At 36.3% G+C, this 24,617-nt stretch carries 27 protein-coding genes; 3 read left to right on the forward strand and 24 right to left on the reverse strand.

Translation table 11 applies throughout. The features are described from left to right. Positions 1–246: 246 nt before the first annotated feature. The 7 genes from C8C76_RS05395 to C8C76_RS05425 all read right to left on the reverse strand — a co-directional run bounded on the left by C8C76_RS05395 (position 247) and on the right by C8C76_RS05425 (position 9,003). A complete protein-coding gene (locus tag C8C76_RS05395; RefSeq protein ID WP_108139390.1) occupies positions 247–1,083 on the reverse strand; it encodes a sensor domain-containing diguanylate cyclase in 837 nt (278 codons plus the stop codon). A gap of 24 nt (positions 1,084–1,107) precedes the next feature. Then, positions 1,108–3,537 (reverse strand): ATP-binding protein, encoded by a 2,430-nt coding sequence (locus C8C76_RS05400; RefSeq protein WP_108139392.1) that lies wholly within the window; start codon positions 3,535–3,537, stop codon positions 1,108–1,110. Next, positions 3,534–4,643: a metallophosphoesterase family protein gene (locus C8C76_RS05405; protein WP_108139394.1), complete on the reverse strand. Its 1,110-nt coding sequence runs from the start codon at positions 4,641–4,643 to the stop codon at positions 3,534–3,536. Before C8C76_RS05405 ends, C8C76_RS05400 begins: the two co-directional genes overlap by 4 nt. An 80-nt stretch (positions 4,644–4,723) precedes the next feature. Further along, entirely contained in the window at positions 4,724–6,796 is a 2,073-nt protein-coding gene (locus C8C76_RS15085) for a diguanylate cyclase domain-containing protein (protein ID WP_181248152.1), read from the reverse strand. 93 nt (positions 6,797–6,889) lie between these two features. Beyond that, positions 6,890–8,038, reverse strand: a complete 1,149-nt coding sequence (locus C8C76_RS05415; protein WP_108139396.1) for a hypothetical protein — start codon at positions 8,036–8,038, stop codon at positions 6,890–6,892. A gap of 78 nt (positions 8,039–8,116) precedes the next feature. Continuing rightward, positions 8,117–8,653 (reverse strand): hypothetical protein, encoded by a 537-nt coding sequence (locus tag C8C76_RS05420; RefSeq protein WP_258222425.1) that lies wholly within the window; start codon positions 8,651–8,653, stop codon positions 8,117–8,119. A gap of 29 nt (positions 8,654–8,682) precedes the next feature. After that, positions 8,683–9,003, reverse strand: a complete 321-nt coding sequence (locus C8C76_RS05425) for a hypothetical protein (protein ID WP_108139398.1) — start codon at positions 9,001–9,003, stop codon at positions 8,683–8,685. Positions 9,004–9,228: 225 nt separating this feature from the next. On the opposite strand from C8C76_RS05425, the gene C8C76_RS05430 reads away from it, so the two are divergent. Beyond that, entirely contained in the window at positions 9,229–9,603 is a 375-nt protein-coding gene (locus tag C8C76_RS05430; RefSeq protein ID WP_108139400.1) for a CoA-binding protein, read from the forward strand. Between the two features lie 80 nt (positions 9,604–9,683). On the opposite strand, the gene C8C76_RS05440 is transcribed toward C8C76_RS05430, so the two are convergent. Then, on the reverse strand, positions 9,684–10,442 hold the full coding sequence (locus tag C8C76_RS05440) for an epoxyqueuosine reductase (RefSeq protein WP_108139402.1): 759 nt from the start codon (positions 10,440–10,442) through the stop codon (positions 9,684–9,686). A gap of 176 nt (positions 10,443–10,618) precedes the next feature. Between C8C76_RS05440 and C8C76_RS05445 the strand changes: the two genes are divergently transcribed. Continuing rightward, on the forward strand, positions 10,619–11,869 hold the full coding sequence (locus C8C76_RS05445) for a 4Fe-4S dicluster domain-containing protein (protein ID WP_108139404.1): 1,251 nt from the start codon (positions 10,619–10,621) through the stop codon (positions 11,867–11,869). A gap of 136 nt (positions 11,870–12,005) precedes the next feature. On the opposite strand, the gene C8C76_RS05450 is transcribed toward C8C76_RS05445, so the two are convergent. From C8C76_RS05450 to C8C76_RS05475, 6 genes are all read right to left on the reverse strand, one after another. Continuing rightward, positions 12,006–12,335 (reverse strand): hypothetical protein, encoded by a 330-nt coding sequence (locus C8C76_RS05450; RefSeq protein ID WP_181248153.1) that lies wholly within the window; start codon positions 12,333–12,335, stop codon positions 12,006–12,008. Between the two features lie 33 nt (positions 12,336–12,368). Further along, positions 12,369–13,412: an alpha/beta hydrolase gene (locus tag C8C76_RS05455; RefSeq protein ID WP_108139406.1), complete on the reverse strand. Its 1,044-nt coding sequence runs from the start codon at positions 13,410–13,412 to the stop codon at positions 12,369–12,371. A 76-nt stretch (positions 13,413–13,488) separates the two neighbouring features. Next, the gene (locus C8C76_RS05460) at positions 13,489–14,238 is read right to left on the reverse strand and encodes an esterase family protein (RefSeq protein WP_108139407.1); all 750 of its coding nucleotides are present in this window, start codon (positions 14,236–14,238) and stop codon (positions 13,489–13,491) included. Positions 14,239–14,268: 30 nt separating this feature from the next. After that, entirely contained in the window at positions 14,269–15,429 is a 1,161-nt protein-coding gene (locus C8C76_RS05465) for an ATP-grasp domain-containing protein (RefSeq protein WP_108139410.1), read from the reverse strand. A gap of 110 nt (positions 15,430–15,539) precedes the next feature. Beyond that, positions 15,540–16,232, reverse strand: coding sequence for a CDGSH iron-sulfur domain-containing protein (locus C8C76_RS05470; RefSeq protein WP_108139412.1), 693 nt, complete (start codon positions 16,230–16,232; stop codon positions 15,540–15,542). A gap of 36 nt (positions 16,233–16,268) precedes the next feature. Further along, the gene (locus C8C76_RS05475; RefSeq protein WP_108139414.1) at positions 16,269–16,679 is read right to left on the reverse strand and encodes a molybdenum cofactor biosynthesis protein MoaE; all 411 of its coding nucleotides are present in this window, start codon (positions 16,677–16,679) and stop codon (positions 16,269–16,271) included. Between the two features lie 127 nt (positions 16,680–16,806). On the opposite strand from C8C76_RS05475, the gene C8C76_RS05480 reads away from it, so the two are divergent. Then, a complete protein-coding gene (locus C8C76_RS05480) occupies positions 16,807–18,156 on the forward strand; it encodes a Na+/H+ antiporter NhaC family protein (RefSeq protein WP_108139416.1) in 1,350 nt (449 codons plus the stop codon). Here C8C76_RS05480 and C8C76_RS05485 read toward each other — a convergent pair. The 10 genes from C8C76_RS05485 to tsaA form a co-directional block, all read right to left on the reverse strand. After that, positions 18,153–18,545: a hypothetical protein gene (locus tag C8C76_RS05485; RefSeq protein ID WP_108139418.1), complete on the reverse strand. Its 393-nt coding sequence runs from the start codon at positions 18,543–18,545 to the stop codon at positions 18,153–18,155. The genes C8C76_RS05480 and C8C76_RS05485 overlap by 4 nt on opposite strands. Before the next feature lie 25 nt (positions 18,546–18,570). Further along, positions 18,571–19,404 (reverse strand): SDR family NAD(P)-dependent oxidoreductase, encoded by an 834-nt coding sequence (locus tag C8C76_RS05490; protein ID WP_181248154.1) that lies wholly within the window; start codon positions 19,402–19,404, stop codon positions 18,571–18,573. 35 nt (positions 19,405–19,439) lie between these two features. Beyond that, positions 19,440–19,814: a putative signal transducing protein gene (locus C8C76_RS05495; RefSeq protein WP_108139422.1), complete on the reverse strand. Its 375-nt coding sequence runs from the start codon at positions 19,812–19,814 to the stop codon at positions 19,440–19,442. Positions 19,815–19,920: 106 nt separating this feature from the next. After that, complete coding sequence (locus C8C76_RS05500; RefSeq protein WP_108139424.1) at positions 19,921–20,223, reverse strand: Dabb family protein; 303 nt, start codon at positions 20,221–20,223, stop codon at positions 19,921–19,923. A gap of 83 nt (positions 20,224–20,306) precedes the next feature. Continuing rightward, the gene (locus tag C8C76_RS05505) at positions 20,307–20,738 is read right to left on the reverse strand and encodes a DUF523 domain-containing protein (RefSeq protein ID WP_108139426.1); all 432 of its coding nucleotides are present in this window, start codon (positions 20,736–20,738) and stop codon (positions 20,307–20,309) included. Positions 20,739–20,776: 38 nt separating this feature from the next. Further along, on the reverse strand, positions 20,777–21,556 hold the full coding sequence (locus C8C76_RS05510; RefSeq protein ID WP_108139428.1) for an SDR family oxidoreductase: 780 nt from the start codon (positions 21,554–21,556) through the stop codon (positions 20,777–20,779). Positions 21,557–21,576: 20 nt separating this feature from the next. Then, positions 21,577–22,308 carry a M48 family metallopeptidase gene (locus C8C76_RS05515; RefSeq protein ID WP_108139430.1) on the reverse strand — a complete coding sequence of 244 codons (732 nt, stop codon included), beginning with the start codon at positions 22,306–22,308 and terminating at the stop codon, positions 21,577–21,579. A gap of 43 nt (positions 22,309–22,351) precedes the next feature. Continuing rightward, a complete protein-coding gene (locus C8C76_RS05520; RefSeq protein WP_108139432.1) occupies positions 22,352–22,540 on the reverse strand; it encodes a uracil-DNA glycosylase in 189 nt (62 codons plus the stop codon). A 2-nt stretch (positions 22,541–22,542) separates the two neighbouring features. Then, a complete protein-coding gene (locus C8C76_RS05525) occupies positions 22,543–23,469 on the reverse strand; it encodes a tetratricopeptide repeat protein (protein WP_219909367.1) in 927 nt (308 codons plus the stop codon). A 60-nt stretch (positions 23,470–23,529) separates the two neighbouring features. Beyond that, complete coding sequence (gene tsaA / locus C8C76_RS05530) at positions 23,530–24,615, reverse strand: tRNA (N6-threonylcarbamoyladenosine(37)-N6)-methyltransferase TrmO (RefSeq protein WP_108139436.1); 1,086 nt, start codon at positions 24,613–24,615, stop codon at positions 23,530–23,532. Between the last annotated feature and the right edge of the window lie 2 nt (positions 24,616–24,617).

The raw sequence follows: 24,617 nt of genomic DNA on the forward strand, positions 1-24,617 counted from the left end.
TAATTAAGATCAATTCCGAAGAAGTTACTATTAATGGTAAGCAAAAAGAAATTATTAAGGGATAGCCTTCTTTAATAATAGTCTTTGAGCAAATCAAAGATAGTAATGGAGGACTAAATCGAAAATAAAACGAAAGAATAAGAAAAGTAAAAAAACAAACTGTAAACAGGAAATCGAAGAAGATTCGTCAGAACCTTGATTTTTTTATGCCTATTTTTATTGAATTCCTGTTTACAGCAGTTTTAATTAACGCCTTCCCTTATTTTTATACATATTTTTATCAGCCTGATTGTAGATATCAGTTAATTTTTTGCCGCTTCTGCTTGCTGTCGCACAGCCCAGTGAAATTTTAAAATCAACTGGAAAATTATTTTCAGAGTTTTGAGCTTCAAATTTTTTGATTATCCGCTCACAGATCTGAATACAATCTTTTTTATCTGTCTTTGAAAGCAGCACTGCATATTCATCCCCACCTATTCGGGCTACAACATCTTCCGCCCGCAGCAGCTCTTTTAAAATATCGGCTGCTTTGCGCAGATATTCATCACCCAGCAGATGACCATAATTATCATTAACAGTTTTTAAATTATCCAGGTCTCCAATTATAATACTGATTGGATAACGCCGAGAATCATCCAGGCGCTTCATCTCTTCTTCAAAATAGCGGCGGTTATATAAATCTGTCAGTTCATCATGATAGGATAAATATTTTATTTCTTTTTCCCGCTCTATTCTTCTGCTGACATCAACCAGGTTTACAAGCAGATAATCCTCACCAATTGGATTGACTCTAAATTCTACAAATTTATTTTTACCCGACTTGGTTTTTATCTCAGAAACCCTGTTGTAGTGTTCCCTCTCTGCCAGTTTTTCTTTAAATGCTGAATGAATTTTTTCTCTTTGAACAGGATCAGGAAAAGCAAATTTAAACCACTGCTCAAGATTTTTAATTTCACTGATTGAGTAACCGGTTATTTTAGTAGTCAAATCATTGATATAGATAAAATCTCTATTTTCATCCAAAATTGCTATACCCATTGTTAAATTATTGAGTACTGTTTCGATACTTAAATCTTTTAACATCAAATCACCTTTTATATTTAATTGTTATACTTTTATGATATTAGCCTCAAACTCAGCCGCACGCTCTGGATCACAGGTTGTATAAATTATCTGGTATTTTTTCTGATATTCCTGAATCAGCCTGACTGCATTTTTTCTGCGCTCCGGGTCAAAATTAACCAGACAGTCATCAAGAATAATAAAACCTCCGTAGTCCTGAAAGAGGTTGTCAAAAATCGCAAACCTCAGAGCAAGTGCAGCTGCATCATAGGTCCCATAAGAAAGCAGTTCAAATTTTCCGGGCAGTTCTCTACTTTCAGCTGACTTAATTTTAATTGAAAAATCGCTGTCAATCATTCCCGCCTGATATTTACCTGCAGTTAAAACTTCTAAATTCCTGCTGAAACTATCGACTAACGGCTGAAATGAATTCTGATCCATCTCTTCTAATTTTTCTTCGAAAACTTCTTTAATCTGCAGCAAATTTTGAGCCTGCTTTTTAAGCTTGGCTAATTTCTGCTCCAGCTCCTTAAATTCAGCTTCCATCTCTCTCGTCGAAGCTTCCGGCAGTGAATTTTCTAACTGCTGCTGCTTAGCTGTCTTCTCCCTTAAGTTCTGATTAATTTCTTCTCGCTTTTCTCTTTTAGCCTTTAGATCACTGATAAACTCAGCTGTAGTATCATATTCTTCTGGAAGAGAAGCAAGTTCTTCCAGTCTCTGCTGCAGAGTTTCTATCTTCTTTTCTTTTTGCTGCAGCTCATCTTTGAGAGCTTCTAAAGACTGATAATCCGCTTTAAATTCCTCAATTTTAGTTTCTTTAAGTTTGATTTCTGTATTCAGCTCTGCCAGCTCGGAAGTCAGAGAATCAATTTCTTTTCTGACCAGCTCAGTCTCCCGCGCCGATTCTAATCCTGTTAATTCAGACAAATCAGCTTCCAGAGCTTCTATTTTTTCGCCTGCCAGCAGTTCCTTAATCTTATCTCTATTGGCTTCAATTTTTCGCTTCAGTTCAGCCAGCTCCTGCAGCTTCTTCCTTGCCTGAGCGAGGTCTTTAACTTTCATTACTGTTTTCAATTCTTCAAATTTCTGTTGATTTTCTTCAAATTCCTTTTTTAAACTCTTAAAATCTATTTCTGCTGATTCAATTTCAATATCCAGCTCTTCAGTTTTAATTCTTAAATAACCATCAGCCTCAATAATTTCACCCTCAGCAACAGTTTTTTCACCCTCAACCCCGGCTGAAATTTTAATCGATTCTGCTGCAGAAAAATTGAGTTTTGCTTTTAACTTTGCAGCTTTAAGGCTTGCTTTTGCTGCTGCTATTTTATTTTTATATGCTTCGAGCTTTTCCACCTGCTCCGGTGTGGCAGAAATCTCAGCCTTTAATTCTTTCAGTTCGGCAAGCTTTTTTTCTGCTGTTCTAATCTCAGCAAGCCTACTTTTTATTTCCTGCTCTTTTTTCAACTTTTCAGCCCGCTCAATTTCAGCCTTTAATTCTGCAAGCTTTGCTGACTTTGTCTCCTGCTTCTGCTCTAATTTTTGCAGTTCTGCCTTGAGTTTTGGCCACTTTTGAGCAACCTGCTTCATTTTTTTGGTTTTTTCAGCCAGACTGTCTATTTCCAGTTCAACTGCTGCCCGCTGATTTATTTCCGACTCTATTTCAGAAAGCTCCTTAATCTCAGCAATAATTTGAGCTTCCTTTTGCTTTAACTTTTTAATTTCCAGTCCAAGTTCTTCATATTGACGCTCATTTACCTCTGCCTGCTTAATCCTGGCTCTAAGCTGTTCCCTGTCAATATAGGCATCATAAATTTCTCCGGTTCCAACCTTATAGGGATTATTAACTCCGCGGCTGCTGTTGCTGACTGCATCTGCCTTAAGATTCCACTTTTTTGTCAGTTCCTCCAGCTGATTATCAATTTTACTGCGGAATTTATCAATGGAAATCCCGTCCAGTTCCATTACCGCCCTGCGCAAAAATGAATTAATAGTATCGATCAATTCCGGATTTTCCTCAGCACTAATTCTTTTTAAAGTCGTCTTTATATCCTGCTGACTGCTGAAAACTATGTTATTATAGGTGCTTTTACCATAGGGAAAGATCTGATTTTTATATTCTTTAATTTTACCTGACTTTTCAATTCTGCGGCCGTCAGGGAGCTCTAAGAAGCCCTGGTAATTGCTGTTGCTCCACTTTTTATAAAATTTATAAGTCTCAGTTTCGGCTTCAAATTCGAGCTCTGCCTCGGCAAAATCTCCATCCGGATAGGGCAGAAATCTTGCTTTAAACTCCTTCCCCTCAGTGGTATTTAGTTTCAGCTGCGGGCTGATAAATAAAGAGGCATAAATAGCATTGATCACTGTACTCTTGCCGGCCTCATTATCTCCTAATAGAATATTTAAACCATCCTCAAATTGATATTCTCTGTTATTGATTCCTGCAAAAATTTCGGTACTGAAATTTTTTATTTTCACTCCTGTACCTCCTTCAGCATCTTATAGGCCAGATGTTGGGCCTGGTGATCAGCTTCCAGTTCTTTTAATAATTGATAGGGAAAAGAATTTTCGGCAAATTCTTCAGCTATTAGATCCTGATCAATTCTGATAGTTAAATCATTCTGATCTATCTTTACATAAAAACATTTATCCCTCAGGCGGGCAAACTCATTATCTTTTTCAGCAAATTCCTCCCGCGGCAGCTCTCCCTTAAGCTGCAGGCGCAAAATTTTAGTCTCAGCTTCAGAAGCTAAAATATCACTAATTAAATTTTCCAGCTCAGATAAAGAGTTTAGCTCTGCCTGCAGATCAGCGAAATGATAATTACCCGTTTTTATTTGTTCTGCCTCAACTTCCTTATTTTCATTTAATTCTACATACCAGGCCGTGCCGTGATGGCTGCAGTCCATACCATCAGGTTCTGGAGTTCCATTGTTAAAAATTTTATGGCCGCTCACACTTTCCTTTTTGGGATAGGGAAGATGGGAATGGCCTAAAAGATAGAGGTCCATTTCTAAATTTAAAAGTTCTGTTTCTGTCATTTTAAAATAATCGTCATTTAAATCAGGTGAAAAACCTGCCAGGGCTCCATGAGCCAGAACAAGATGATAATCAGCATCCGGCTTCTCATCTAAATTCTTAATCCAGCCCAATTTATTTTGACTCGAAAGTTTCCTGTCACAGGGAGCCGGGTAAACAGCTGCATTTAAACCAAATTCATTGAGCAGGTAGGCTTTTTCCTGGTCCAAAATCAGCATTCTTCCCTTAATTTCTTTTTTAAATTGAGACCAGAGGCTGCTGACTCCATCACTGTAGTCGTGATTTCCAGGCAGAATTAAAATTGCCTCGCCCGCAAATTTATTTAAAATTTCAACTGCTTTTTTGATCTTAACATTTTTAATACTGGCTCGATCAAAGAGATCACCTGCAATAACCAGCAGATTAGCTCCTCTCTGATTAGCTTCGACAACTACATTTTCCAGCGCCTGATAGCGGGCATTTTCCAGTTCGGAGCTGATATTTGGGTACTGATTAAATTTCATCCCCAGGTGCAGATCTCCTGTATGCATAATTTTTAAGCTCATTATTAACCTCCTCAACTTTGTGAATCAATTCTTTTGAACCAGGTCCAAATCGTACGATTTGGACCTGGTTCAAATGGGCATCACTGCAGCATTTCAATAAATTTAGCTGCCAGCTCAGGATCAAACTGAGTTCCCGAACATTTTTTGATTTCTTTAATAGCCTCTTCTTTAGACATTGCCTTACTGTATGGCCGCTCGTGGGTCATTACATCATAAGCATCAACCAGAGAGATAATTCTCGCTAGATATGGAATCTCTTTTTGCTGCAGTTGACGGGGATAACCACTGCCATCCCAGTTTTCATGATGGGAAAATATTTCTTCAGCTACAGAAGCAAATTCCTCCGAGGAGGAGGCAATTTTATAACCCTGCTCTGTATGTTTTTTCATGACTTCCCATTCCTGATCTGTCAATTTATCTACTTTATTTAAAATACTTTCGCTGATGTTAATTTTACCAATATCGTGCAGGGTTGCCAGCAGAGAAAGTCGGTTCTGATCTGATTCTGTCAGCCCAAGTTTTTCTCCAAAATCAAAGGCAAGTTTGGTCATTCTCAGTGCGTGTTCTTTGGTTTCACTGCTTTTAGTATCAAGTACATTAATTAAGCCCTGAACAATATTGCTCTTGCTGCTTCGGCTTTCAGAAAGTTTGTTCTCATACATCTGATTATCCGCCGCTTTGATAACCTCTCCTATATCCTCTTCCGGACTAAATTTAGTTGCCTGACCGACTGCAATCGAAAGCGGCAGCTCCAGTCCATCTATTTTACCTGTTTTCTCTTTAATCCGCTGAATAATCTCCGCACTTGTTTTTTGATCGGTCTGGGGCAGGAGGATAATAAATTCATCTCCACCCTGACGGGCCAAAATATCCTCTTCTCTTAATGAACTTTTTAAAATTTCAGCAGCTTTTTTAAGCATCTGATCTCCCATTTTATGGCCGTAGCTGTCATTGATAATCTTTAAGCCATTTAAGTCAGCCATCAGAATTGAAATAGGAAGCTGCCTTTTACTGTCCAGTCTTTCTAATTCAACCTCAAAAAATCTGCGGTTATAAAGTCCTGTCAGACTGTCATAATAGCTCAATTCTCTAATTTTTAAATTATCTAGATGTTTGGAAATTGCTGTTGTAATCACATCGGTAAAAATCTTAAGCTGATTAAGTACCGGCTGACTGAAGTTAAGTTCAGAATCAACAAGATCAAATCCAAAAAAACCATAAAGATCTTCACCAATTAAAATTGGCATTACAACTAAAGAACTTACATCCTGTTCTCTGAGAATTTCTTTTTCAGGAGCTGCTTCAGCTTCCAACTCCTCAACACTTTCAATAACTATGGTCTCTCTGTTATTCAATCTTTCAAACCACCAGTTGAATTTTTCAGTGCTCAGGTTCTGGAGGCGGTCCTTCTGAGATTTAATCCCAGGAGCAGTCCATTCAAATTTATTGGACATTGTCTTTTTATCTTCAGAAATTTTAAAGATATAACTGCGGTCTATCCCAAAAAATTCTCCCAAAACCTTTAGGGACTCATTAATTTTAAAGTTAAAGTTATCAAGCCCCAGATTAACCAGTCTGGAAGAAACATCTGCCAGGGTTTTTTGAAATTGATACTGTTCTCTTAATTCTTCAACATTTTTTGCGATCCTGCTCTGTGACTGTTCGATACTGTAGCTGACATAAAAGCTGAGTGCCGTTATCATAAGATAGGAGCTGAAATAAAGTGGGACAATAATCTGGCCCGAATCAGAAAAATAAAGGCTGAAAATCATCACCAAAACTAAAAGCAGATCACTCATAAATTTAAGCAGATTTAAGTTGAAAATCAGATTAAAAACTGCCGTGACAAAAATAATTAAAATTGCCAGTTCTACCGTAAAATTCTGAAAGTAGGTATAATAAAAAAGCTGAAAAATAGCAAGCAGTGAAAGAAAAAAAGTAAAGCCTTCAATATTTTTTCTAAGCCATTCAGATTTATACGAAAGGGCGAATGTTGAGAGAAAAACCAGAGTTGAAATCAGCCTCTCTGCTGAAGACATGGGATCACTAACTCCAGCTGTAAATTTATAAACAACAGCAAAAATAAGATAGGCTGCTGCGGTCAATATTAATATTTTTCGATAAAAGTTCAAGTTTTCTTCTAATTTTTTCATACCAGCTTTAAAAAAACTTCCTTTCCATTTTTTGATCAAATTTATCTATCAAGATGTCCTTTTATTATAGCATTTTTTAGCAATTTTTAAAAGTTAATCAAATTTAATTTCCTGATCAAATTTTTGGCAGTCCAGATTAGTACAGCGGGCAGAATCAACTTTATAGACGGCATATTTGCTTGAATACTTCAGTTCATAATCAAGCTTTTGGCCACAGCTTTCACATTTTATTTTTTCTCTCATTTGATTTAAGTAATCAAGATGGATAATTAAGTTACTAAGATAGTCAGAAAGTGTTTTAAAAGAGGATTCAGAAAATAAGTTTAAAGCTTCAAAGTCGACTGCAATTGAATAATGATCAAATATTTCAAGGAGAGAATATTCCGTGATTTTAAGGTCAGGCTGCAGGCTTAAATCCTTTCTTTCAGAATCAGCGTGGGGAATAATCGGCCTTAAATTTAATTTTTTATTTTCTTCTAGCGCCATTTTTGTCAGTTCATCTATCAACTGGTAGTGAAACTTTTCAAAGAGATTATTAATACTTTCCTGGCTTTCACCTGCTGCTTCGCTGATAAAATTTAGGAGAATGGTATTAACAATTCTATTAACTGCTGTTTTAAGATAAACTGAACAATTTTCATAACTGATTTTGCCTGATTCAACCTCTTCCTTTATTTTAGATCTGACTGCTGCAGGAATATCAAACCAGAAATCAGCAGTTTCTTGGTCAATTGTATCCAGCTTACTGTCAGCAAACTGCATTAGCTTTTTATAATAATCATTATCCGGATAGTTCTGAACTGCATCTAAATCCCAGTATTTTAATATCAGTTCTGCTGTTAAATCCTGATCTATGGTGTCGTTCTCCCAGAAAACGGCCGCAGAAAAAATATCATCTTTCAGCATCTGAATTATTTCGCGGTCAATTTCGCGGTCATTGGCTTTAAATGTAATTAATGAATCAATAAAATCAGTTAAACTCGATAAATCATAGGCATAATCAAAATTTGAAATAAACATTTTTTTACTGCTTAACTGCCAGCTATCTTCTCCCGCTAAAAAATCCAGCTCGAGCTTTTGACCGACCTGAGAGCTAATCAGCTGCTGGACAGCTGGATCACTATCTTCATACTGATAATCAACTTTAAGCCCCTCAGTCTCTGGCTCAATTTTATTTTTTATGATTAAAATAATTTTCTCCTCTTGTTTTCTCTTTACCCTACAGAGCATTGCTTTATTCATAAAATCCTCCTAAGTTGTAATTTTATAATCTTTGTCCTCTGTTAATTAAATCTTCCAGTCGGTGGACTGCTTTAATTTCTAATGTAAATTTCCTTCACGGTGGACTACATCATAAGCAAATAAGGCGTAGCCGATTTCTGCAGTTGTAAATTCTCCATCTGCAGCCATCTCCCGCACAATTTTTATTATTTTAAGGTAGTCGTCTGGCTTAAAACTTTCTTTTTCCTTTTCAAAATAACCTAGATTATAGAGGCTGGCCCAGACCCTGGTGTCAATTACACAGTGCTTTTCAGGGTTTAGAGAAGTTAAAATTGCTGAAGCGGTTGGAGTACCAATTCCCATTAAACTTGTATAAAGGGCCAGACGGCAGAAATCATCATAGAGCTGATAGGCTGCCTCAGTAACTTTTTCCACCCGATTGGCAGGATTCTTTTTTACATGGTAGGAACTGCGGGTGGAATTCAAATGAGCCAGCTGGTATAATTCCTCTTTAGTTAAGTATTCTTTTTGATGATATTTCTCCCCAATCTGCATTAACTCTTCTGGATAAAGTCCTGTTGTCTCTTCATATTCTTTTAAATATTTTTCAAAATCAATTAGCTTAATTTTAATCACCCCAAATTATATCTGCTGCGCTTTTTAATCTATTCATATTTTCTGGCCACTGCTACAATAATCACTCCGTAAATAATACCAGCAAAAAATGAAATCCGATCAGTCATACCTGTGGAAAGATAGAAAGCAAGAGAAACCATTAAGCCCAGATTTCCACCTTTAATTAGCCCTTCAAGTCCGGGTTTCATTTTAGTTAGACCAATTAAAATACCCATAATTAACCTGTTATACCAGAGGGCAAATAGATAAAGCTCATTGCCGCTGAAGCCCATTCTAATTCCTCCACCGATAATGCAGATCACTCCCAGCAGTGCACCAGAAACAATTGATACTTTTAATTTTTTATTCATCTTTATGATCCTCCTCTTTCTTCTCTTTGCTGATTTAAAATAAAGTTAATTTAAACTTACTATTACTATATTTGATTTTAAGAATAAATATTCCTGCTTAAAAAGACGGTCTTCTATTTTAATTTTAAAGGAAAGCTGAAAACTGAAAATGCTTTAAATCAGGAATTAAATCTGATAAACTTGATTAAAGAACTAATAATTATCACAATTTAAGGAGCTGATATTATGAGTCTAATTGAAAAGACTATGAAGATGAAAAATTGGGCAGTGGTTGGTGCCACCACAAAGAAAAATAGATACGGCCACAAAATTGTTAAAAAACTGAATAAAAATGATTATAATGTCTTCCCAGTTAACCCTAAGTTTGAAGAAGTTGACGGTCTAAAATGTTATCCTGACCTGAGCTCGATAGAAACTCAAATTGATGTTGTTGATATGGTTGTCAATCCAAAACTTGGGATTAAAGTTATCAAAGAAATTAATAAACTGGGAATTAAATATGTCTGGCTGCAGCCGGGAACCAGGAGCCAGGAAATTAGAGATTATGCAGCCGAAAATGAGATAGAAATAGTTGAGGACTGCATATATGCCCGCTTATAAGTTTGAGCTGCCTGCTCCTCCGTCAACAACTATAGAACTTCCATTAATATAATCAGACTTTGGTGAGGATAAAAAGGCTATTAAACTGGAGAGCTAAAAGAACAGGGTAAAGCAACCGAACATTTACCGCAGACATCAGTCAGAACTGACTCAGGATGAATTTCATCATTTTCTGAAAGCAGTTCATAACATAAATGGCGGTCAAATGAATCAGCCTGCAGTGAGCCATTGACACAGCGGTCAACACATTGACTGCAGTTAAAACCAGCCTTATTGAGGCATCTTTCCTCTTCTCTCCGCTCTGAGGCTGCAAGTTTCAAATCAGTAACTATAGTTCCTATTCGACCTGCACAGCCCTTTTCGGTGATCAACATGTTATTCAGTCCAAAAGTTCCAAGTCCTGCTACATAAGCGGCATGCCGGTGAGACCAGTCACTGATTAACCTTTCCTTATCAAAATTATTGGTGGCTGCGATGAGACTTGCCTGATAGCCCTTTTCTGACAGCTCGTCTTTTAAATGCTGATTTAATTCTGCGATCAGCTGATTTGTTTCTATATATGCTTTTGCCCACTGATGTGAGCTGTATTTTCCTTCAATATTTGAGTTAGCAATTTCTTCAGCGAAAGGAATAAAATACGCGATCACTGTTCTGGCATCAGTCATTATATCTTCAGGCATTAAGTGATCCTCTGAAACAACCTTTTTTAGTTGATTAAACATTGGATCAGCCGCAGCTGCATATTTAATTACCGGCTCTTTCCAACTGCTCTCTATATCATCTTTCTGCTGATAGTTAGCTATAAAGTTTTGAATTGAATTTTCAATTTCCTGCTTCAAATTATCCCTTCCTTTCTCTTTCAAATATTAATTCCTGGGTGCTTTAACAATTAAGTAAGCTCTGATTTGAATTATATCACAATAACAGTCAATTTAAAATTTAAAGCAATTTCAAATAAATAAAGGGAAATCTTTCACCATTGTTTAATTATATATTAAGAAAGCAGGTGAATATTTTGTCACATAAAACAGCAAAATCAGCCTATAAAAATCTTGAAGAACGATTAAATCAATTTCCTCAGGGAGCACCACCATCTAAAACTTTATACAAAATTTTATCAATACTTTTCAGTGAAAAAGAGGCAGAAATAGTAGCCCAGCTGCCGGTAAAACCCTTTACTGTTGAAAAAGCAGCTAAAATTTTAAAGATGGATCAGGTAAAAACAGAAAATATTCTGGATGAACTGGCAGGGAGGGCAATCCTGCTTGATTCTAAAGATCAGGGTGTTAAAAAATATATTCTGCCGCCACCAATGGCTGGTTTTTTCGAATTTTCAATGATGAGAACCAGACAGGATATTAATCAAAAACTGCTGGCAGAATTATATCATCAATATTTAAATGTGGAAGAAGATTTTATTAAAGACCTATTTTTAGCCAGTGAAACCAAACTGGGCCGGGTCTATGTTAATGAAGAAGTATTATTAAAAGATAATATGGTCCATATTCTGGATTTTGAAAAGGCAAGCCACATTATAGAAAGTGCTGAAGATATAGGTATTAGTACCTGTTACTGCCGGCATAAAATGCACCACCTTGATCAGGCCTGTGATGCTCCACTTGATATCTGCATGACTTTTAATAATACTGCTGATTCTTTAATCAGACATGATCATGCACGTCGTGTTGACAGTTCTGAGTGTCTGGAGCTCCTCCATCAGGCTTATGAGCACGGGCTCGTTCAGTGTGGAGAAAATGTGCGTGAGAGCCCTACTTTTATCTGCAACTGCTGCGGCTGCTGCTGTGAGGCTCTCCTGGCAGCTAAAAAGTTCGGAAATTTACACCCTGTGCAGACAACTCATTATCTGCCTCAGATTAATTATCAAAGCTGTCTTGACTGCGGCAAATGTATTGAGGCCTGTCCAATCGATGCAATCTCCAGAGAAGGTGAAAAAATTGTGATTGATAATGACATCTGTCTGGGCTGTGGTGTCTGTGTTAGATCCTGTCCCAACAGCTCCTTAAGTCTGCAGCGGCGTGAGGAAGAAATTATAACTCCTGTAAATTCAGTCCACAGAACTGTTATGATGGCAATTGAAAGAGGAAAACTTGCCAATCTAATTTTTGATAATCAGGCTTTCGGCAGCCACCGGGCAATGGCAGCTGTAGTCTCAGCTATCTTAAAACTGCCTCCAATTAAACAGGCAATGGCCAGCCGACAGCTTAAGTCACGCTATTTAGAAAAGATAATTAAGAAATTAGCTTAAATTATTAGTTTAAATTTAATCTTCAATAAAATAACATCAGAAAAAAAGAGGCTGCATATTTAGCAGCCTCTTTTAATAGTTAATTTTTTAGTTCATGTTAATTTCTATATACAAAATAAATTCTAAATATATCGAATCAGAAATTTAAGCTATCGGTTAGTTCTTCTAAAGAATCATAATTTCTTATAGCTGATTTAATTTCTTTTAGTTTATCATAATCATCTATTTTTTTTATATCCTGTACAATTTTTTTAGTGGATAATCCAAATTTCAACTCAAGTGCAAACTCAATCATCTCATGCATACTTTCTATTTTTCCTTCTTCTCTTCCTTCTTCTTTTCCATCATGATAAATTTTCTCTGCTATAGTCATAATTACAGCACTCCCTTCAGCTGAAATCTTTTTGGACTTTTGATCCAACTCGTTTAAAGAAATTTCTTCTCCAATATTTAAAATATACTTCACAACAGTTTCAATATATTGATTAGAGAGTTTGCATTATTTTTTCACTATTTTAATTTTTTTACGAGCTCTGTAACCAAAAAATTTGAACTCCACTTCTGCTCTGCCAGTTTTTCTGGGAGTTAGAACTCCATTTCCATTAATTTTTAAGACCTCTGGCTTGAGTGATTTAAATTCTCCCTCCAGGGCTGTCATCTTAAAACTGCTGTCAAAAGTTACAATTGGGTTGATTCTTTTTTTAGCGCCCTTAAGAGTTATCTTTTTACTGCCAATCAGTTCAATTTTTTTAATTTCTCCAATATCTCCGTAAAAATAGAGTAAGGGGCAGTGGACCCTGGCCGCCCAGGCTTTTTCGCTGTGTTTAGCTCCAGGCACCTGATAGTAGATTAAATCGAGATTTAAATCGGTTTTTAAATGTTTTAGTTCAGAAATTACCTTCTCAGTAAAAGACATAAACCTTCCTTCTGCCTCACCTGTATCCAGCCAGATTTTAGAATTAAGGTTCTGATATTTATAGGAGTTAATCTTTTCAATAGGAGAAGTTTTTCCCCACCAGAAAGATGGTGACATAACGGCGAGCTTTGAAAAGAGATCAGTTCTTCTTAAACCGATATTGAAAGTAACGAGACCTCCCATTGAAGATCCCATTAAAGCTGTGTTTTCTGGCCCCTCTTTAATCCTATAATGTTCAGCAATAAAAGGCATCAATTCCCTAACTAAAAATTTCTCATAATCAAAACCGTGAGCTTTAACTTTTTTTCCCTGATAAAAGCCGTCCTGATGAGCGTATTCACTCAGCCTCTCTTCACCCATATTATCGACAGCCACAATGATTATTTCTTCTATTAAATTTTCCTTAATTAACTTTTCAGCAGTCTGATGGAGCAGCCAGGAATCACCAGAAAAAGATTCTTTGCCGTGAAAAACATTCTGGCCGTCGTGAACATATAAGACCGGGTAATCTTTATTTTTCTGCGTCGAGTAAGAGGGCGGTAAATAAATTCTTATCTTTCTCTCATTAGCCAGCACCTCAGAATAAAAATCTTCAATTATTTTTATATCTATCTTTTCTTTTAGCATGCACAAACTCCTCTGCCAGCAATTATTATCAATTCTTTGGTTTTCATAATCCAATATTCATTTAAATTATTGACAATTAAATAATTCCTTCCTCTTTAAGTTTCCCCAAAAAGTAAGGCATCTGCTCTCTCCATCCTGTCCAGTCATGATCTACATCATAACCCCAGTAATCAAACCAGGCAGGAATATCTTTTTCAGCCAGAATTGTATCTAAAAGTCTGGTGTCCCTTAAAGTATCTTCCTCCCACCTGCCCTGACCGGCACAGACAATTAACTTATTTTTCCGATAGTGGTTGAGATACCAGTCATCTTCAAGTTCTCTTAGATAATCAACCGGGGAATTTAAATAAACCTCAGTATCCATATAACCACCGGTAAAAAATCTGGCATCATAAATTCCGCTTAAGGCAACAGCAGTGTCAAAGGCATCAGGGTGCTTAAAGTAAAAATTAACTGCATGATAGGCTCCCATACTGCAGCCGGTGGTAATTACCCCTCCCTGCCAGTTGGAGTGGTATTTAATCAGAGGCAGCAGTTCATCCACAATATACTGATCATAGCTGTTGTGGATTACTGCCTTATCATGGGAGTGCATTCCATAATTAAGCCAGGAATCAGAATCAACACTGCTGGCTGCATAAACTGTTATTTCACCATTTTCAATAAAAGGCCAGATGGCATCAATCATGCCAAAATCTTCATATTCATGAAAACTGCCGCCGGATGAAGGAAAAACAAGCATCGGTTTTCCTCCGTGACCGTAGATTTTAAATGGCATCTCTCTATTTAAATTTGAACTGTAAAAACTTCTGTATTCTATCTTCATCATAGTCCCTACTTTCTCTGCAAAAAATCATTAATACTTATCTACTGCATATTTAACTACTTTTTTACCCTGCTCTAAATCTTTAGTTCTCAAGATGATTCCGTAATCTCCAATAGCCGGAGCTAAAATGGGAGAAATTGGCTCATGCAGAACTATATAATCTCCATAATTGTTTAAAATATCTTCTAAAGAATGTTTGTAATTGATAAAATTCTTGCGGCCGATATAAAAGCAGTTATATTTTCGACTGATATCTTCATTAAAACTTCCCTGAACGACAAGCTCCGCATAGGCTTTATAAATATTGATATCATTAGCATAATTAAACATATCAAGGGTCAGGCCACCCGGAGGACGCATATTAACCTCGAGAGCAACAATTTTACCGTCAGCAAGCTTAAAATATTCAAAGTGAAAAAACCTTTCCTTAATTTTAAAAGCCTGAGCTGTTTTCATACCTGCCTCCACTATATCTTCAGGCAGCTCACGCGGTATATAATAATACATATCAAGCCCCTCATTAACAGTTTCCATAATTCCACCCTTATAAACCATCGACGAGGAAAACACAATCTCTCCATTTTGATCTGTCAGACCATCAAAGGTGTGGATTTTACCTTCGATATATTCTTCCATAATATAATCAAGATCCAGTTTATTATTGAAAAAATTCAGCAGCTCATCGTGATTGTTAATTTTAAAAGTTTCGGATGCTCCTACACCACTGTCAGGTTTAACAACCACCGGGTAGTCAACCTCAGCAATAAATTCTTCTGCTTCCTGCAGACTATTAACAACCCTACCCCTAGCGGTATTTAGCCCTGCCTGATTAAAGACCTCTTTCATTTTTGATTTGTACTTCATCGCTTCAATCTCATCAATTTTTAAACCCTGAACATTAAAATCAGTTCTCAAACGGGCATCTTTCTCCAGCCAGTGCTCATTATTTGACTCAATCCGATCAATTTTTCCATACTTATGGGTAAAATATCCGCAGGCTTTAAGCAGCTGCGAATAGTCCTCCATATTATCAACTCTATAATATTCTGTCAGAGAATCTCTCAGCTCACTTCTCATTTCTGAATAGGCCATGTCGCCAATTCCGAGCACATTGACCCCGGCATTTTTTAGCTCCACACAGAAATTATAAAAATTGTTTGGAAAATATGGTGATATAAATACAAAATTCATATGATCATTCCTTTCTCTACTCTACTTCTCTAATTCTCATTAGCTAAATTCATAATTATTCTTAATAAGTTAATTTATTGTACCATTAAAATCAGCAGTTGTAAACCTACTTACTCCTTATTCTGATAACCATCCTGAAAGTTAGTGTGCAGATGATTGCAGTCACAAAATGGTTTATTTTTCGATTCTCCACAGCGGCAGAGGGCGACAGAATTTCTTGGCTCATAAATTTCTCCAGCAGCCGACTCGATTTCTATGCCGCCTTTTACAATAATTGCTGAACTGACCTTTTTTTCTGGATCCTGAAGCACCCAGATTTCAGGTTCTAAATCTGCTTCTAAAACTTCTCCCTCTTTACTGACAGCTGTCAACCTCCCTGCCAGACATTCTCCAGCAGATTTAATCACAAGTTCACGCTCTTCTTTTTTGTCTGATTCCTCTAACAATTCCCAGGTGCTTCCCTTTTCGGTATGGCAGAAGCGTAAAAAAGCACAGCGGTCATCATCCATTAAATCGATCTCTTTTCCCGGCAGCAGTTCTGCCCGCTCATCATATTTTTCCTTAGATGCAGTTTCCTGACCATCAAAGTCAATCTCTTTATGTCTGCCATCACAAAAGGGATGGTCTTTACTTTTACCGCAGCGGCAGAGACTGTAGGTTTCTTTTTGAGGTAGTTTGCGTCCTTCTCGATATTCATAGTGCTTACCAACAGGAGTTATAATTTTTTCTTTCAGCTGCACCGACGCAAAAACACAGTAGGGACCATCTTTAATAATTTTAATTCTCATTTTTTTATCTGTCATTAGTATCACCTTATTTTTATATTTATATATTTGCTACTAAACTTTCTGCTCAATTTCTTTAACACACTCGTTTTTTATCTCAGCTACCAGAGACTGCAGGGCATCAATAACATGGGGCCTGATATCTCCTCCAATCAGCACATACATAATATCATCTCCGACTTCAAGCTGGCCCTGATTAAGCCAGACTCTGACGTGAAAGATCCCTTCCATCTTCTTCGCTTCAGCTACTGCCTGCTCAACCTTTTTTTGATCATAATCAAATTCCATCCCCTTAACCTGAGAACCATCATCTATTCCTTCTCTAACCTTTTTTCTCGGAGTCTGGCGCACAGTACCATTATGAACTAAATACATTCCCTCTTCTAATGCTTCTGGATCAGCTTTTGCTTCTTTAAGCCACTGATCAATAGACGGTGATTTTTTCTTTTTTTGATTTACAGTCATTTTTAAAACACTCCCTATTAGATTATTTTTATTTTATTATACATTAAAGGTTGACATATGTTCAGAATTAATTATATAGTGTTATTGACTTCTTGATTTTAAATAGACAAACTTTGGGGGAATCAAAATGTTAAGCTTTAAACAGGCAGTTATACCTGTGGTCACAATGGCTGTCTTAATACTACTATCGGTTTTATTCTGGGAGGCACCAATCCAGATTGCTCTATTTTTTGAAATAATGATTATTATTGCCTTAGCTTTGAGCTGGGGTTATAAGTGGCAGGAAATTGAAGAAATGCTTTTTTCCAGCTTTAAAAATATCGGTAATGTTATCTTAATCTTATTTTTACTGGGAATGATGATTGGTCTCTGGATTGCTGTTGGAACTGTTCCGACAATGATCTACTACGGTTTACAGACAATCAGTCCTAAATACTTTTTTATTTTATCATTTATCTCGACTTCGCTGGTTTCCATGGCAGTTGGAACCGCTGTGGGGACTGCAAGTACAATTGGACTGGCTCTTATCAGCATTGCTCAGACAATGGGACTTAATCTGCCCTTAGCTGCAGGAGCAATTATCTCCGGCTCCTATGTTGGTGATAGAATGTCTCCAGTTTCATCGATTGCGATTATCACAGCTCACAGCTCTGAAGCCAATCTAATGGACATGATTTACCATATGCTTAAAACAGCTGTCTTACCATATTTATTTACTGCTGCAGCCTTTCTTTTTATTGGCTTGAGCAATTTCTCCAGCCTTAAAGATGCTGCTGATTTAGATTCATTAAGTCAAATGCTGAGCGGCCATTTTCAGGTTTCTTTCTGGCTCCTGCTGCCGCCAATTTTAATAATTATGCTGGCAGTTCTCAAACTGCCTACTATAATAAATATTGCTTTAAACATTCTCTTTTCTCTATTAATGGGCTCCTACTTAACTGAAAGAAGCTGGTCAGAACTTTTAAATATTATGTTTAGGGGATTTAATGAGAGAACTGGAACAGTATTTATTGATAATATCCTGGCCCGTGGTGGTTTAACAAGCATGCTGGAACTGATTTCCTTAATTATTTTTGCTGTACTTTTAGGTGGACTTTTAGAAAAAATGGGAGTTTTAAACAGCCTTTTAAAACCATTTCTGCACCTGATCAAGGAAAAAATACATCTTATTGCTGTCACTATTTTTTCCGGGATAGTTTCTGCTACCTTAGGCTGCAATCAATTTCTGGCTGTTTTTTTACCAGCTAAAATGCTTGCTAAAAATTATGACCAGATGAATTTAGAGAGAAAAGATCTGGCCAGGGCCCTGGGCGATTCCGGACTCGTTTTTTCACCTTTAATCCCCTGGAATGTTAATGCCCTAATGATGACAGCAGTCTTAGGAGTCAGTACAATAGAATATTTTCCCTATGCCTTTTTCCCGCTGCTGATGCCGCTATCCAATCTCTTAGTTACTTATTTAGAGGAGAAAAATTAGCTTTTTTCATTTCTGGCAGAAAAGATTTTTAAAACAACATAGGCAATTAAAGTAAAGATAAAAAAGATAAGTAAGACTGTAGCAATGCTCTGCAGAGAGCCTATCAAAGTTCTGTAAATTTCTAAGGTCCAGCGCTCAGCTGTCAGCTCAACGATTTCTCTATTATCATATCTAGAAGTAATATATTTTTCTAAGTCCCAGACTCTAACACCTCCGGAAATACCGACAACATAGATTGCAAACTTAATATATTTAAGCCAGGCCTGATTGATAGCCTCCGGCACAATTAAGTTTAAGATTTTGTAAATCGAATCATTGAACAATCTGCTGACAATATAGCAGACCAAAAGGGCCACCAGAAATGTAACTATTAATAATAAGTAAAACATATCTATCACTCTTTTCTTTTTAAGTTTATACTTCTAAAAAGTGATCAGGAATCTTATTTAATATTTCCTGATACTTGATCATCTCAATACTTTTATTCCAGAGCTGATCCTGCAGTTCCTGCCTTAAAGCAGCTGATGTGGGCTTCTTTTTTCTTTTTTTTACATAATAGCTGCCGCTTTCTCTTCTAACTTCATCTGATAAAGCAAGATAGACTGGAGTTTCTGCTCCTTTTTCTACAGAAGAACCTCCTGCTCCCCAGCCCTGCCGCAGCAGCTTGGTGTTAATCACTCCCGGATGAAGACAGTTAACAGTTATATTATCTAATATTTTATCCAATTTAAAAGTAAATAAAATCATTGCCAGCTTAGAATCCGAATAAGCCTGGCTGCCGTTAAAGTTAATTGGATCCCAGATATTATCAACATTTAAATTGTGAGCATGAACCATGGAAGAAAAATTAATTATTCTTGGATCTGTTGACTCTTCTAAAAGCGGAATCAGCAGCAGAGTTAAAATAAAGTGGGAATGATAGTTAACAGCGATAGTTTTTTCTATCTGATCTTCGCTAAATTCAAGTGAATTTTGATAAATCCCTGCATTATTGATCAAAACATCAATTTTAGCTTCCTCGTCTTTCAACTGATTACTTAAATCTATAACCTGCTGCTGAGAATTAAGATCAGCAATAACAATTTTGTGCTCTGCTTCAGGATTAATTGAATCCAGCTCTTCTTTAACCTCTTGAGCCTTATTCTGACTGCGGCCGTGGATAATAATTCTCTGGCCTTTATCAGCCAGCTCTTTTGCAGTTTCTCTGCCAATGCCATCAGTTGAACCGGTGATTAAAATAGTTTTCATCAGAAAACACCTCCAGTTGTCTACCCAAAATCATATTAGAAAATTAGAGTAAATAGATTTAAAAGCAGATAGAAAATTATTATTATTTTTGCGATCTGAGCCAGATAAAAAGAAAAACTTTTAGTCTGATCACTGCTCTTTATTTCTTCTGTCTCCTGTTCTATTTCTGTACTTTCAGCTTCAGCATCTAAATTTAAATCTTTTAGGAGTTCTCTGGCCTGCTCATAATCTTTTTCTGCAACATAAAGCTCAATGTTATAGGCAGAATAACCCATATAGATCATGCTATAGCCGCCAAATTCATCATGACGAACAATGACTTCTATATTATTATCATTAAGCAGAGCTTCTATCATCTCTGCTTCTCTGGCACCAGTTGTAATTAAATGCTGCAGTTTAAAATCAGTCATTTTTCTGCTCCTTATTGATAGCCATTTATTTCAAACTAAATTTTAAAGACTAAGATTTTTCTTCAGTTTCAGGAGGAAAATAATATATCCAGCCTACTGCAGGTAATTATTTTTCATAATCAACTAAAACTATTTTAGCTGCTACTTCTCCTATAAAAGTTTTAACCTTTTCGTGTTCCGGGTGAATTTGATACTGATCAAGATCAGCAGGACTTTCAAATTCAGTAATTAAAACCAGCTCATAAGCTGCCTCACTCTGATTGATATTCTTACCTACTTCTAAAAACTTAATCTGCTCAACTAAATCTTTAAGTGAGCGCAGCTTCTCTGCTGCTAATTCAATATTCTCTTCTTTACTATTTCCTGCAGCCTGATCCTTGAATTCCCACATCACAACATGTTTAATCATTTTTAATTACCTCCATTGTATTTTATAATCTTTTAATAAAAAAATTAAGTAAAATATAAAAAATCTAATAAAGCTCTAAATTTTTAAGCTAAATCTGCCTCTGTTAAAACCTCAATCCCATTTTTTATTAATAACTCTGCTGTTAGACCATTACCTTTAATTAAATTACCGCTAAATGTACCATCATAGATCTTCCCAGCGCCGCAGGATGGGCTTCTCTGCTGCAGTATTACTTTTTTGGCTCCCACAATTTTTGCTATTTCTAAAGTTTTTTCTGCTCCCAGCTTAAATTCTGCTGTCACATCTTTACCCTGCTCAGTCACAACTTTTTTATTGCCCTCATCATCAAGAATAATTTCAGAGGGATCTCTCGGAGTAGCCAGGCCTCCCAAAACTTCAGGACAGACCAAAATCGCCTTTCCAGCTTTGACTAACTCAGCAACTTTTTCATCTAAATTATTATTTCCGTCATAACGGCAGTTGATACCTGCCAGACATGAACTTACAAGATACATTCGATCACCTTCCAAAATTAAAATAATTGCAACAAATTTTAACGTTTAAAACCACCTTCAGAATTTATAATTTCTCCGGTAATCCATTCAGCTTCTTTTGATGCCAGAAAACTAACCAGCCTTGCTGTGTCTTCAGGCTTACCAATTCTCCCCTGTGGAAACTTTTTTAGCAATTCACCTTTCAACTTCTGGGCCATCCAGCCGGTATCTGTTGGACCCGGATTAACTGCATTAACCGTTATTCCTTTAGGAGCTAATTCAGCCGCCAACGAGATAGTTAAGGCATCCACTGCTCCTTTAGTAGCTGCATAGGCTATCTCATTTTCCATCGGGCCTTTAAACTGACCTGAGCTGAGATTAATTATCCGGCCTCCACTTTCTTTTTCAAAGCTGCGGGCAAAATAGGAGCTTAAAAGAAGAGTCGCCCTTAAATTAATCTGATAGTGTTTATCCAGTTCTTCAGCCTCTATATTTTGATAGTTATTATTTGTTGAATAACAGGCATTGTTGACCAAAACATCTGGAGTTTGTAGTTTTTCTTTAACATCATTAAGCAGCAGTTTTATGTTTTCAGGCTCTGCCAGATTGATTTCTTTTTTAAAACATTTAACTCCCATATTTTGAATGGTCTGCTGCAGTTTATCTGGTTCATTTTCTTCTACTCCCCAGGGCATCTTTCGATCATAATCAAGATAGTAGGTAAAATAAATATCTGCACCATCAGTTGCTAATTTTCTGGCAATGGCTGCCCCAATACCCTGCAGGCGGCTGGCCCCAGTTATTAGGGCTGTTTTGTTTTTGAGACTTTTCTCTGACATAATTTTATCACCTATTTCTATTAAATAGTAAGTCTTCTCCCATTTATCCTCAGCCACTCTTTTTTAGCTTCATAATCTGGAATAATTTCAGCCACAGTCTGCCAGAACTTTTTTGAGTGGTTGGGATGAATCAAATGCACCAGTTCGTGCACCACTAAGTACTCAATTACAAATATGGGTGCCATTATAATTTTCCAGTTGAAATTAAGATTCTTTTTGCTGCTGCAGCTTCCCCAGCGCTTTTTCTGCTTTTTGATAACAATCCTATTTGGTTCAACAGCTAAGTTGTTTTTATGAATATTGATAAGTTCATTAATTTTTATTTTTGCCTGACTGCGGTACCAGCTGATTAACTGCGCTCTGACTGCTGTTTTCCTTTTCTGCTTATTTTCTTCAAGCTCAGCTGGATAATAAACTACCATTCGATCCTGTTCCAGTATAACTTTTATATCATTCAAATCTACCTCAGCAGCAAGTTTTAATTTGAATTCCTTGCCTAAATAAAGAAAAGTCTCACCACTGATAAAATCCTTTGATTTTGGTGGAGCTTTAATTTCTGACATTTTAGCAAGTTTTTTTATAATCCAGTCTTCTTTTTGAGTCAATAAAGATTTTATTTGTCTGATCGAAGTTCTCTTAGGAGATCTAACCAGCAGTTCCTGATCAGCATTAACTATAATTCCAATTGTTTTTCTACTACTGCGAATAATTTTAAATTTATATTCCTGATTTTTAAGTTTAATTTTATTCATTTCAACACCCTGTATTTTATTTATTAGTATTGATTACTGCGTTTTATAAACTCTGGTCAATACTGCCATCAGGCAGCATATTATTAGGATGGTATTCTCCTCTTTCTTCCATCTGATAGCGCTGACAGCTTTTGTTATCTCCGTGACAGTAGTTTTCTACCCACTTTTTATCTATTTTACCGGCTTCATAAAATCTTTTCATTGGACAGACCGGATACCATTTGCAGGTCATAATTAGCCTCCTAACAAATTAATTCTTTCTTTTATGACCTCCCTGTCTACTGGGTCATTTATATCTTTTTCCAGAGCTTCCTTATAAATTTTCTTAGCCTTTTCTTTGTTTGAGAGCGAATTATCAACAAAATCATATTGATCTCCCCAGTAAATATAGCTCCAAATCCAATCTGGATAATCTTCAATGAGCTTTTTAAATAATTCATCTCCCTTCTCAATTTGACCAAGATTAATATAAGCTGAGGCTTCTGACCTTCTAATTACTTTGAGATGTTCATCTAATGATTTGGGTAATAATTCAAGAAATTCCTGACAGAATTTAATTTCTTTTTTTGCATAATTTTTATCTTTATAAGATAAGATATCTAACTTCATTAATAGTTCATTTACCAATTCTGTAAGATAAAAATCACTATTAAAATTCTTATCTAAATCTTTTAATTTGTTGAATTTATTATTCTTTATTCTATTTTTGAAGCTCTCCCAAACCTCAAGTAAGACATCACAACCTTCCTTAAAATTATTTTCCCTAAATAATTCATATCCTATATAAATTTTCTGATCCAACTGCTCATCACATTTTCTATTATCAATAAGTCGATTCCACAATATCCAGGCAGCTACCCAGATAAAGTCCCCTTCCCGACCTGAAGCATTAATATGATACTCATTATACCAATCATCTGACAATTTTGAAGCAGAATGATAATTTTTAGCATTTTCTTTGAATTTTTTGATTTCAAAATCAATACCATAAAATTTTAGCCTTGAAATAATTGTTTGAGTATCTAATTTTTCCACATCTTCTGGAAAAATACTCTTCTTAGGATTTTCAAAATTAAATTTATCTTTTTTATCAAGACAACACTTTTTGTATTTTTCACCACTTCCGCATGGACAAATATCATTCCTACCTAATACAGACAAAATAACCCCTCCAGAATTAATAATTAATTGAAAATATCTTTACATATTCATTCATAATTTCTATATTTGTTCCACTATGCCGCTGCCGTCAAGCTGATAATAACTGCTCTCTGCACATTCTCTACACAAAACTTTGTCATCTTTTTGAACAGCTTTGGCAGCCATTAATTTCTCTCCACATTTACTGCACTCAGCATCAGCAAAAATAGGTGCATAATCAGGCAGCTCAATTTTTAGATTTTCTTCAATCTTAAAGAATTTATCAATATCAGCTTCAATTATCTCAAAAGCTATCTCCTGCCAGACTTCCTTCATCTTTTTTTCTTCTGCCTGACTTCCATTTCTATCTGCTATAACTTTTTTAAATAATTCAGCTGCTTTAGGATATTCACGCTCAATAAAATTAGAATCCTTGAGGTAATATCTCAGATTATCAGTTGAATCACCTCTTTTGACAAAGGTGACTGCTGTTTTACCAAAATCACGATAGATAAGTGAGTTATTGCCAAAGGTAGTGCCGGCAGTATATTGGATGCCGTCACTAAAGCAGCTGTTGGTTTCTACCACAGCCAGCAGATCCTCCATTCCATCATTATCCGCTCCAAGTCTTTTTAATGCATCTGCAGCAGCCATTACTCCCAGGGCAAGATAGGGACAGTAGTGGCCGTGCAGTTCCCCCGCTTTAAGCAGCAGGTCATTGAGATTCTGATATTTGATCAATTTATTAATCTGATAGCGCGGTGTCTTTTTCTGCAGAGACAGTGTAGGCTGGTCCATAAAAGAAGCATAGGGTTTGATATCAATCACTGGGGTTCCGTCTATCGCATCAAGTCCATAAACATGCAGTTTATTGCCCTCTCTTTTTAGTAATTCCACTGTAGTAATTCCAATTGGGCTCGGTCTGCGGGGACTCCTGGAGGTAAAAAGCCCTCTCTCCGGCCCCTTCCTTCTTTTGCTGATTAGATCATAGCCGTCTGATTTATGAAAATAGAAAAGGATCTGCAGATACTCATAACCCTCTATTTTGTCAAGACCATCCACATATTCTGCTTCAACTTCAATAACACTTTTTGTTTTTCTCATCTCATCCGGACCGACCGGTTCTTTATATTTGCTTCTAACTTCTGCTATTTTATTTACTTCCATCT

Source organism: Halanaerobium saccharolyticum, assembly GCF_003053565.1.
Classification (GTDB): Bacteria; Bacillota; Halanaerobiia; order Halanaerobiales; family Halanaerobiaceae; genus Halanaerobium; species Halanaerobium saccharolyticum_B.

Coding starts and splice junctions, on each gene's coding strand:
- C8C76_RS05395 (WP_108139390.1), bottom strand. CDS start 1,083: ATGTTAAAAGATTTAAGTATCGAAACAGTACTCAATAATTTAACAATG.
- C8C76_RS05405 (WP_108139394.1), bottom strand. CDS start 4,643: ATGAGCTTAAAAATTATGCATACAGGAGATCTGCACCTGGGGATGAAA.
- C8C76_RS15085 (WP_181248152.1), bottom strand. CDS start 6,796: ATGAAAAAATTAGAAGAAAACTTGAACTTTTATCGAAAAATATTAATA.
- C8C76_RS05415 (WP_108139396.1), bottom strand. CDS start 8,038: ATGAATAAAGCAATGCTCTGTAGGGTAAAGAGAAAACAAGAGGAGAAA.
- C8C76_RS05425 (WP_108139398.1), bottom strand. CDS start 9,003: ATGAATAAAAAATTAAAAGTATCAATTGTTTCTGGTGCACTGCTGGGA.
- C8C76_RS05430 (WP_108139400.1), top strand. CDS start 9,229: ATGAGTCTAATTGAAAAGACTATGAAGATGAAAAATTGGGCAGTGGTT.
- C8C76_RS05455 (WP_108139406.1), bottom strand. CDS start 13,412: ATGCTAAAAGAAAAGATAGATATAAAAATAATTGAAGATTTTTATTCT.
- C8C76_RS05460 (WP_108139407.1), bottom strand. CDS start 14,238: ATGAAGATAGAATACAGAAGTTTTTACAGTTCAAATTTAAATAGAGAG.
- C8C76_RS05465 (WP_108139410.1), bottom strand. CDS start 15,429: ATGAATTTTGTATTTATATCACCATATTTTCCAAACAATTTTTATAAT.
- C8C76_RS05470 (WP_108139412.1), bottom strand. CDS start 16,232: ATGACAGATAAAAAAATGAGAATTAAAATTATTAAAGATGGTCCCTAC.
- C8C76_RS05475 (WP_108139414.1), bottom strand. CDS start 16,679: ATGACTGTAAATCAAAAAAAGAAAAAATCACCGTCTATTGATCAGTGG.
- C8C76_RS05480 (WP_108139416.1), top strand. CDS start 16,807: ATGTTAAGCTTTAAACAGGCAGTTATACCTGTGGTCACAATGGCTGTC.
- C8C76_RS05485 (WP_108139418.1), bottom strand. CDS start 18,545: ATGTTTTACTTATTATTAATAGTTACATTTCTGGTGGCCCTTTTGGTC.
- C8C76_RS05490 (WP_181248154.1), bottom strand. CDS start 19,404: ATGAAAACTATTTTAATCACCGGTTCAACTGATGGCATTGGCAGAGAA.
- C8C76_RS05495 (WP_108139422.1), bottom strand. CDS start 19,814: ATGACTGATTTTAAACTGCAGCATTTAATTACAACTGGTGCCAGAGAA.
- C8C76_RS05500 (WP_108139424.1), bottom strand. CDS start 20,223: ATGATTAAACATGTTGTGATGTGGGAATTCAAGGATCAGGCTGCAGGA.
- C8C76_RS05505 (WP_108139426.1), bottom strand. CDS start 20,738: ATGTATCTTGTAAGTTCATGTCTGGCAGGTATCAACTGCCGTTATGAC.
- C8C76_RS05510 (WP_108139428.1), bottom strand. CDS start 21,556: ATGTCAGAGAAAAGTCTCAAAAACAAAACAGCCCTAATAACTGGGGCC.
- C8C76_RS05515 (WP_108139430.1), bottom strand. CDS start 22,308: ATGAATAAAATTAAACTTAAAAATCAGGAATATAAATTTAAAATTATT.
- C8C76_RS05520 (WP_108139432.1), bottom strand. CDS start 22,540: ATGACCTGCAAATGGTATCCGGTCTGTCCAATGAAAAGATTTTATGAA.
- tsaA (WP_108139436.1), bottom strand. CDS start 24,615: ATGGAAGTAAATAAAATAGCAGAAGTTAGAAGCAAATATAAAGAACCG.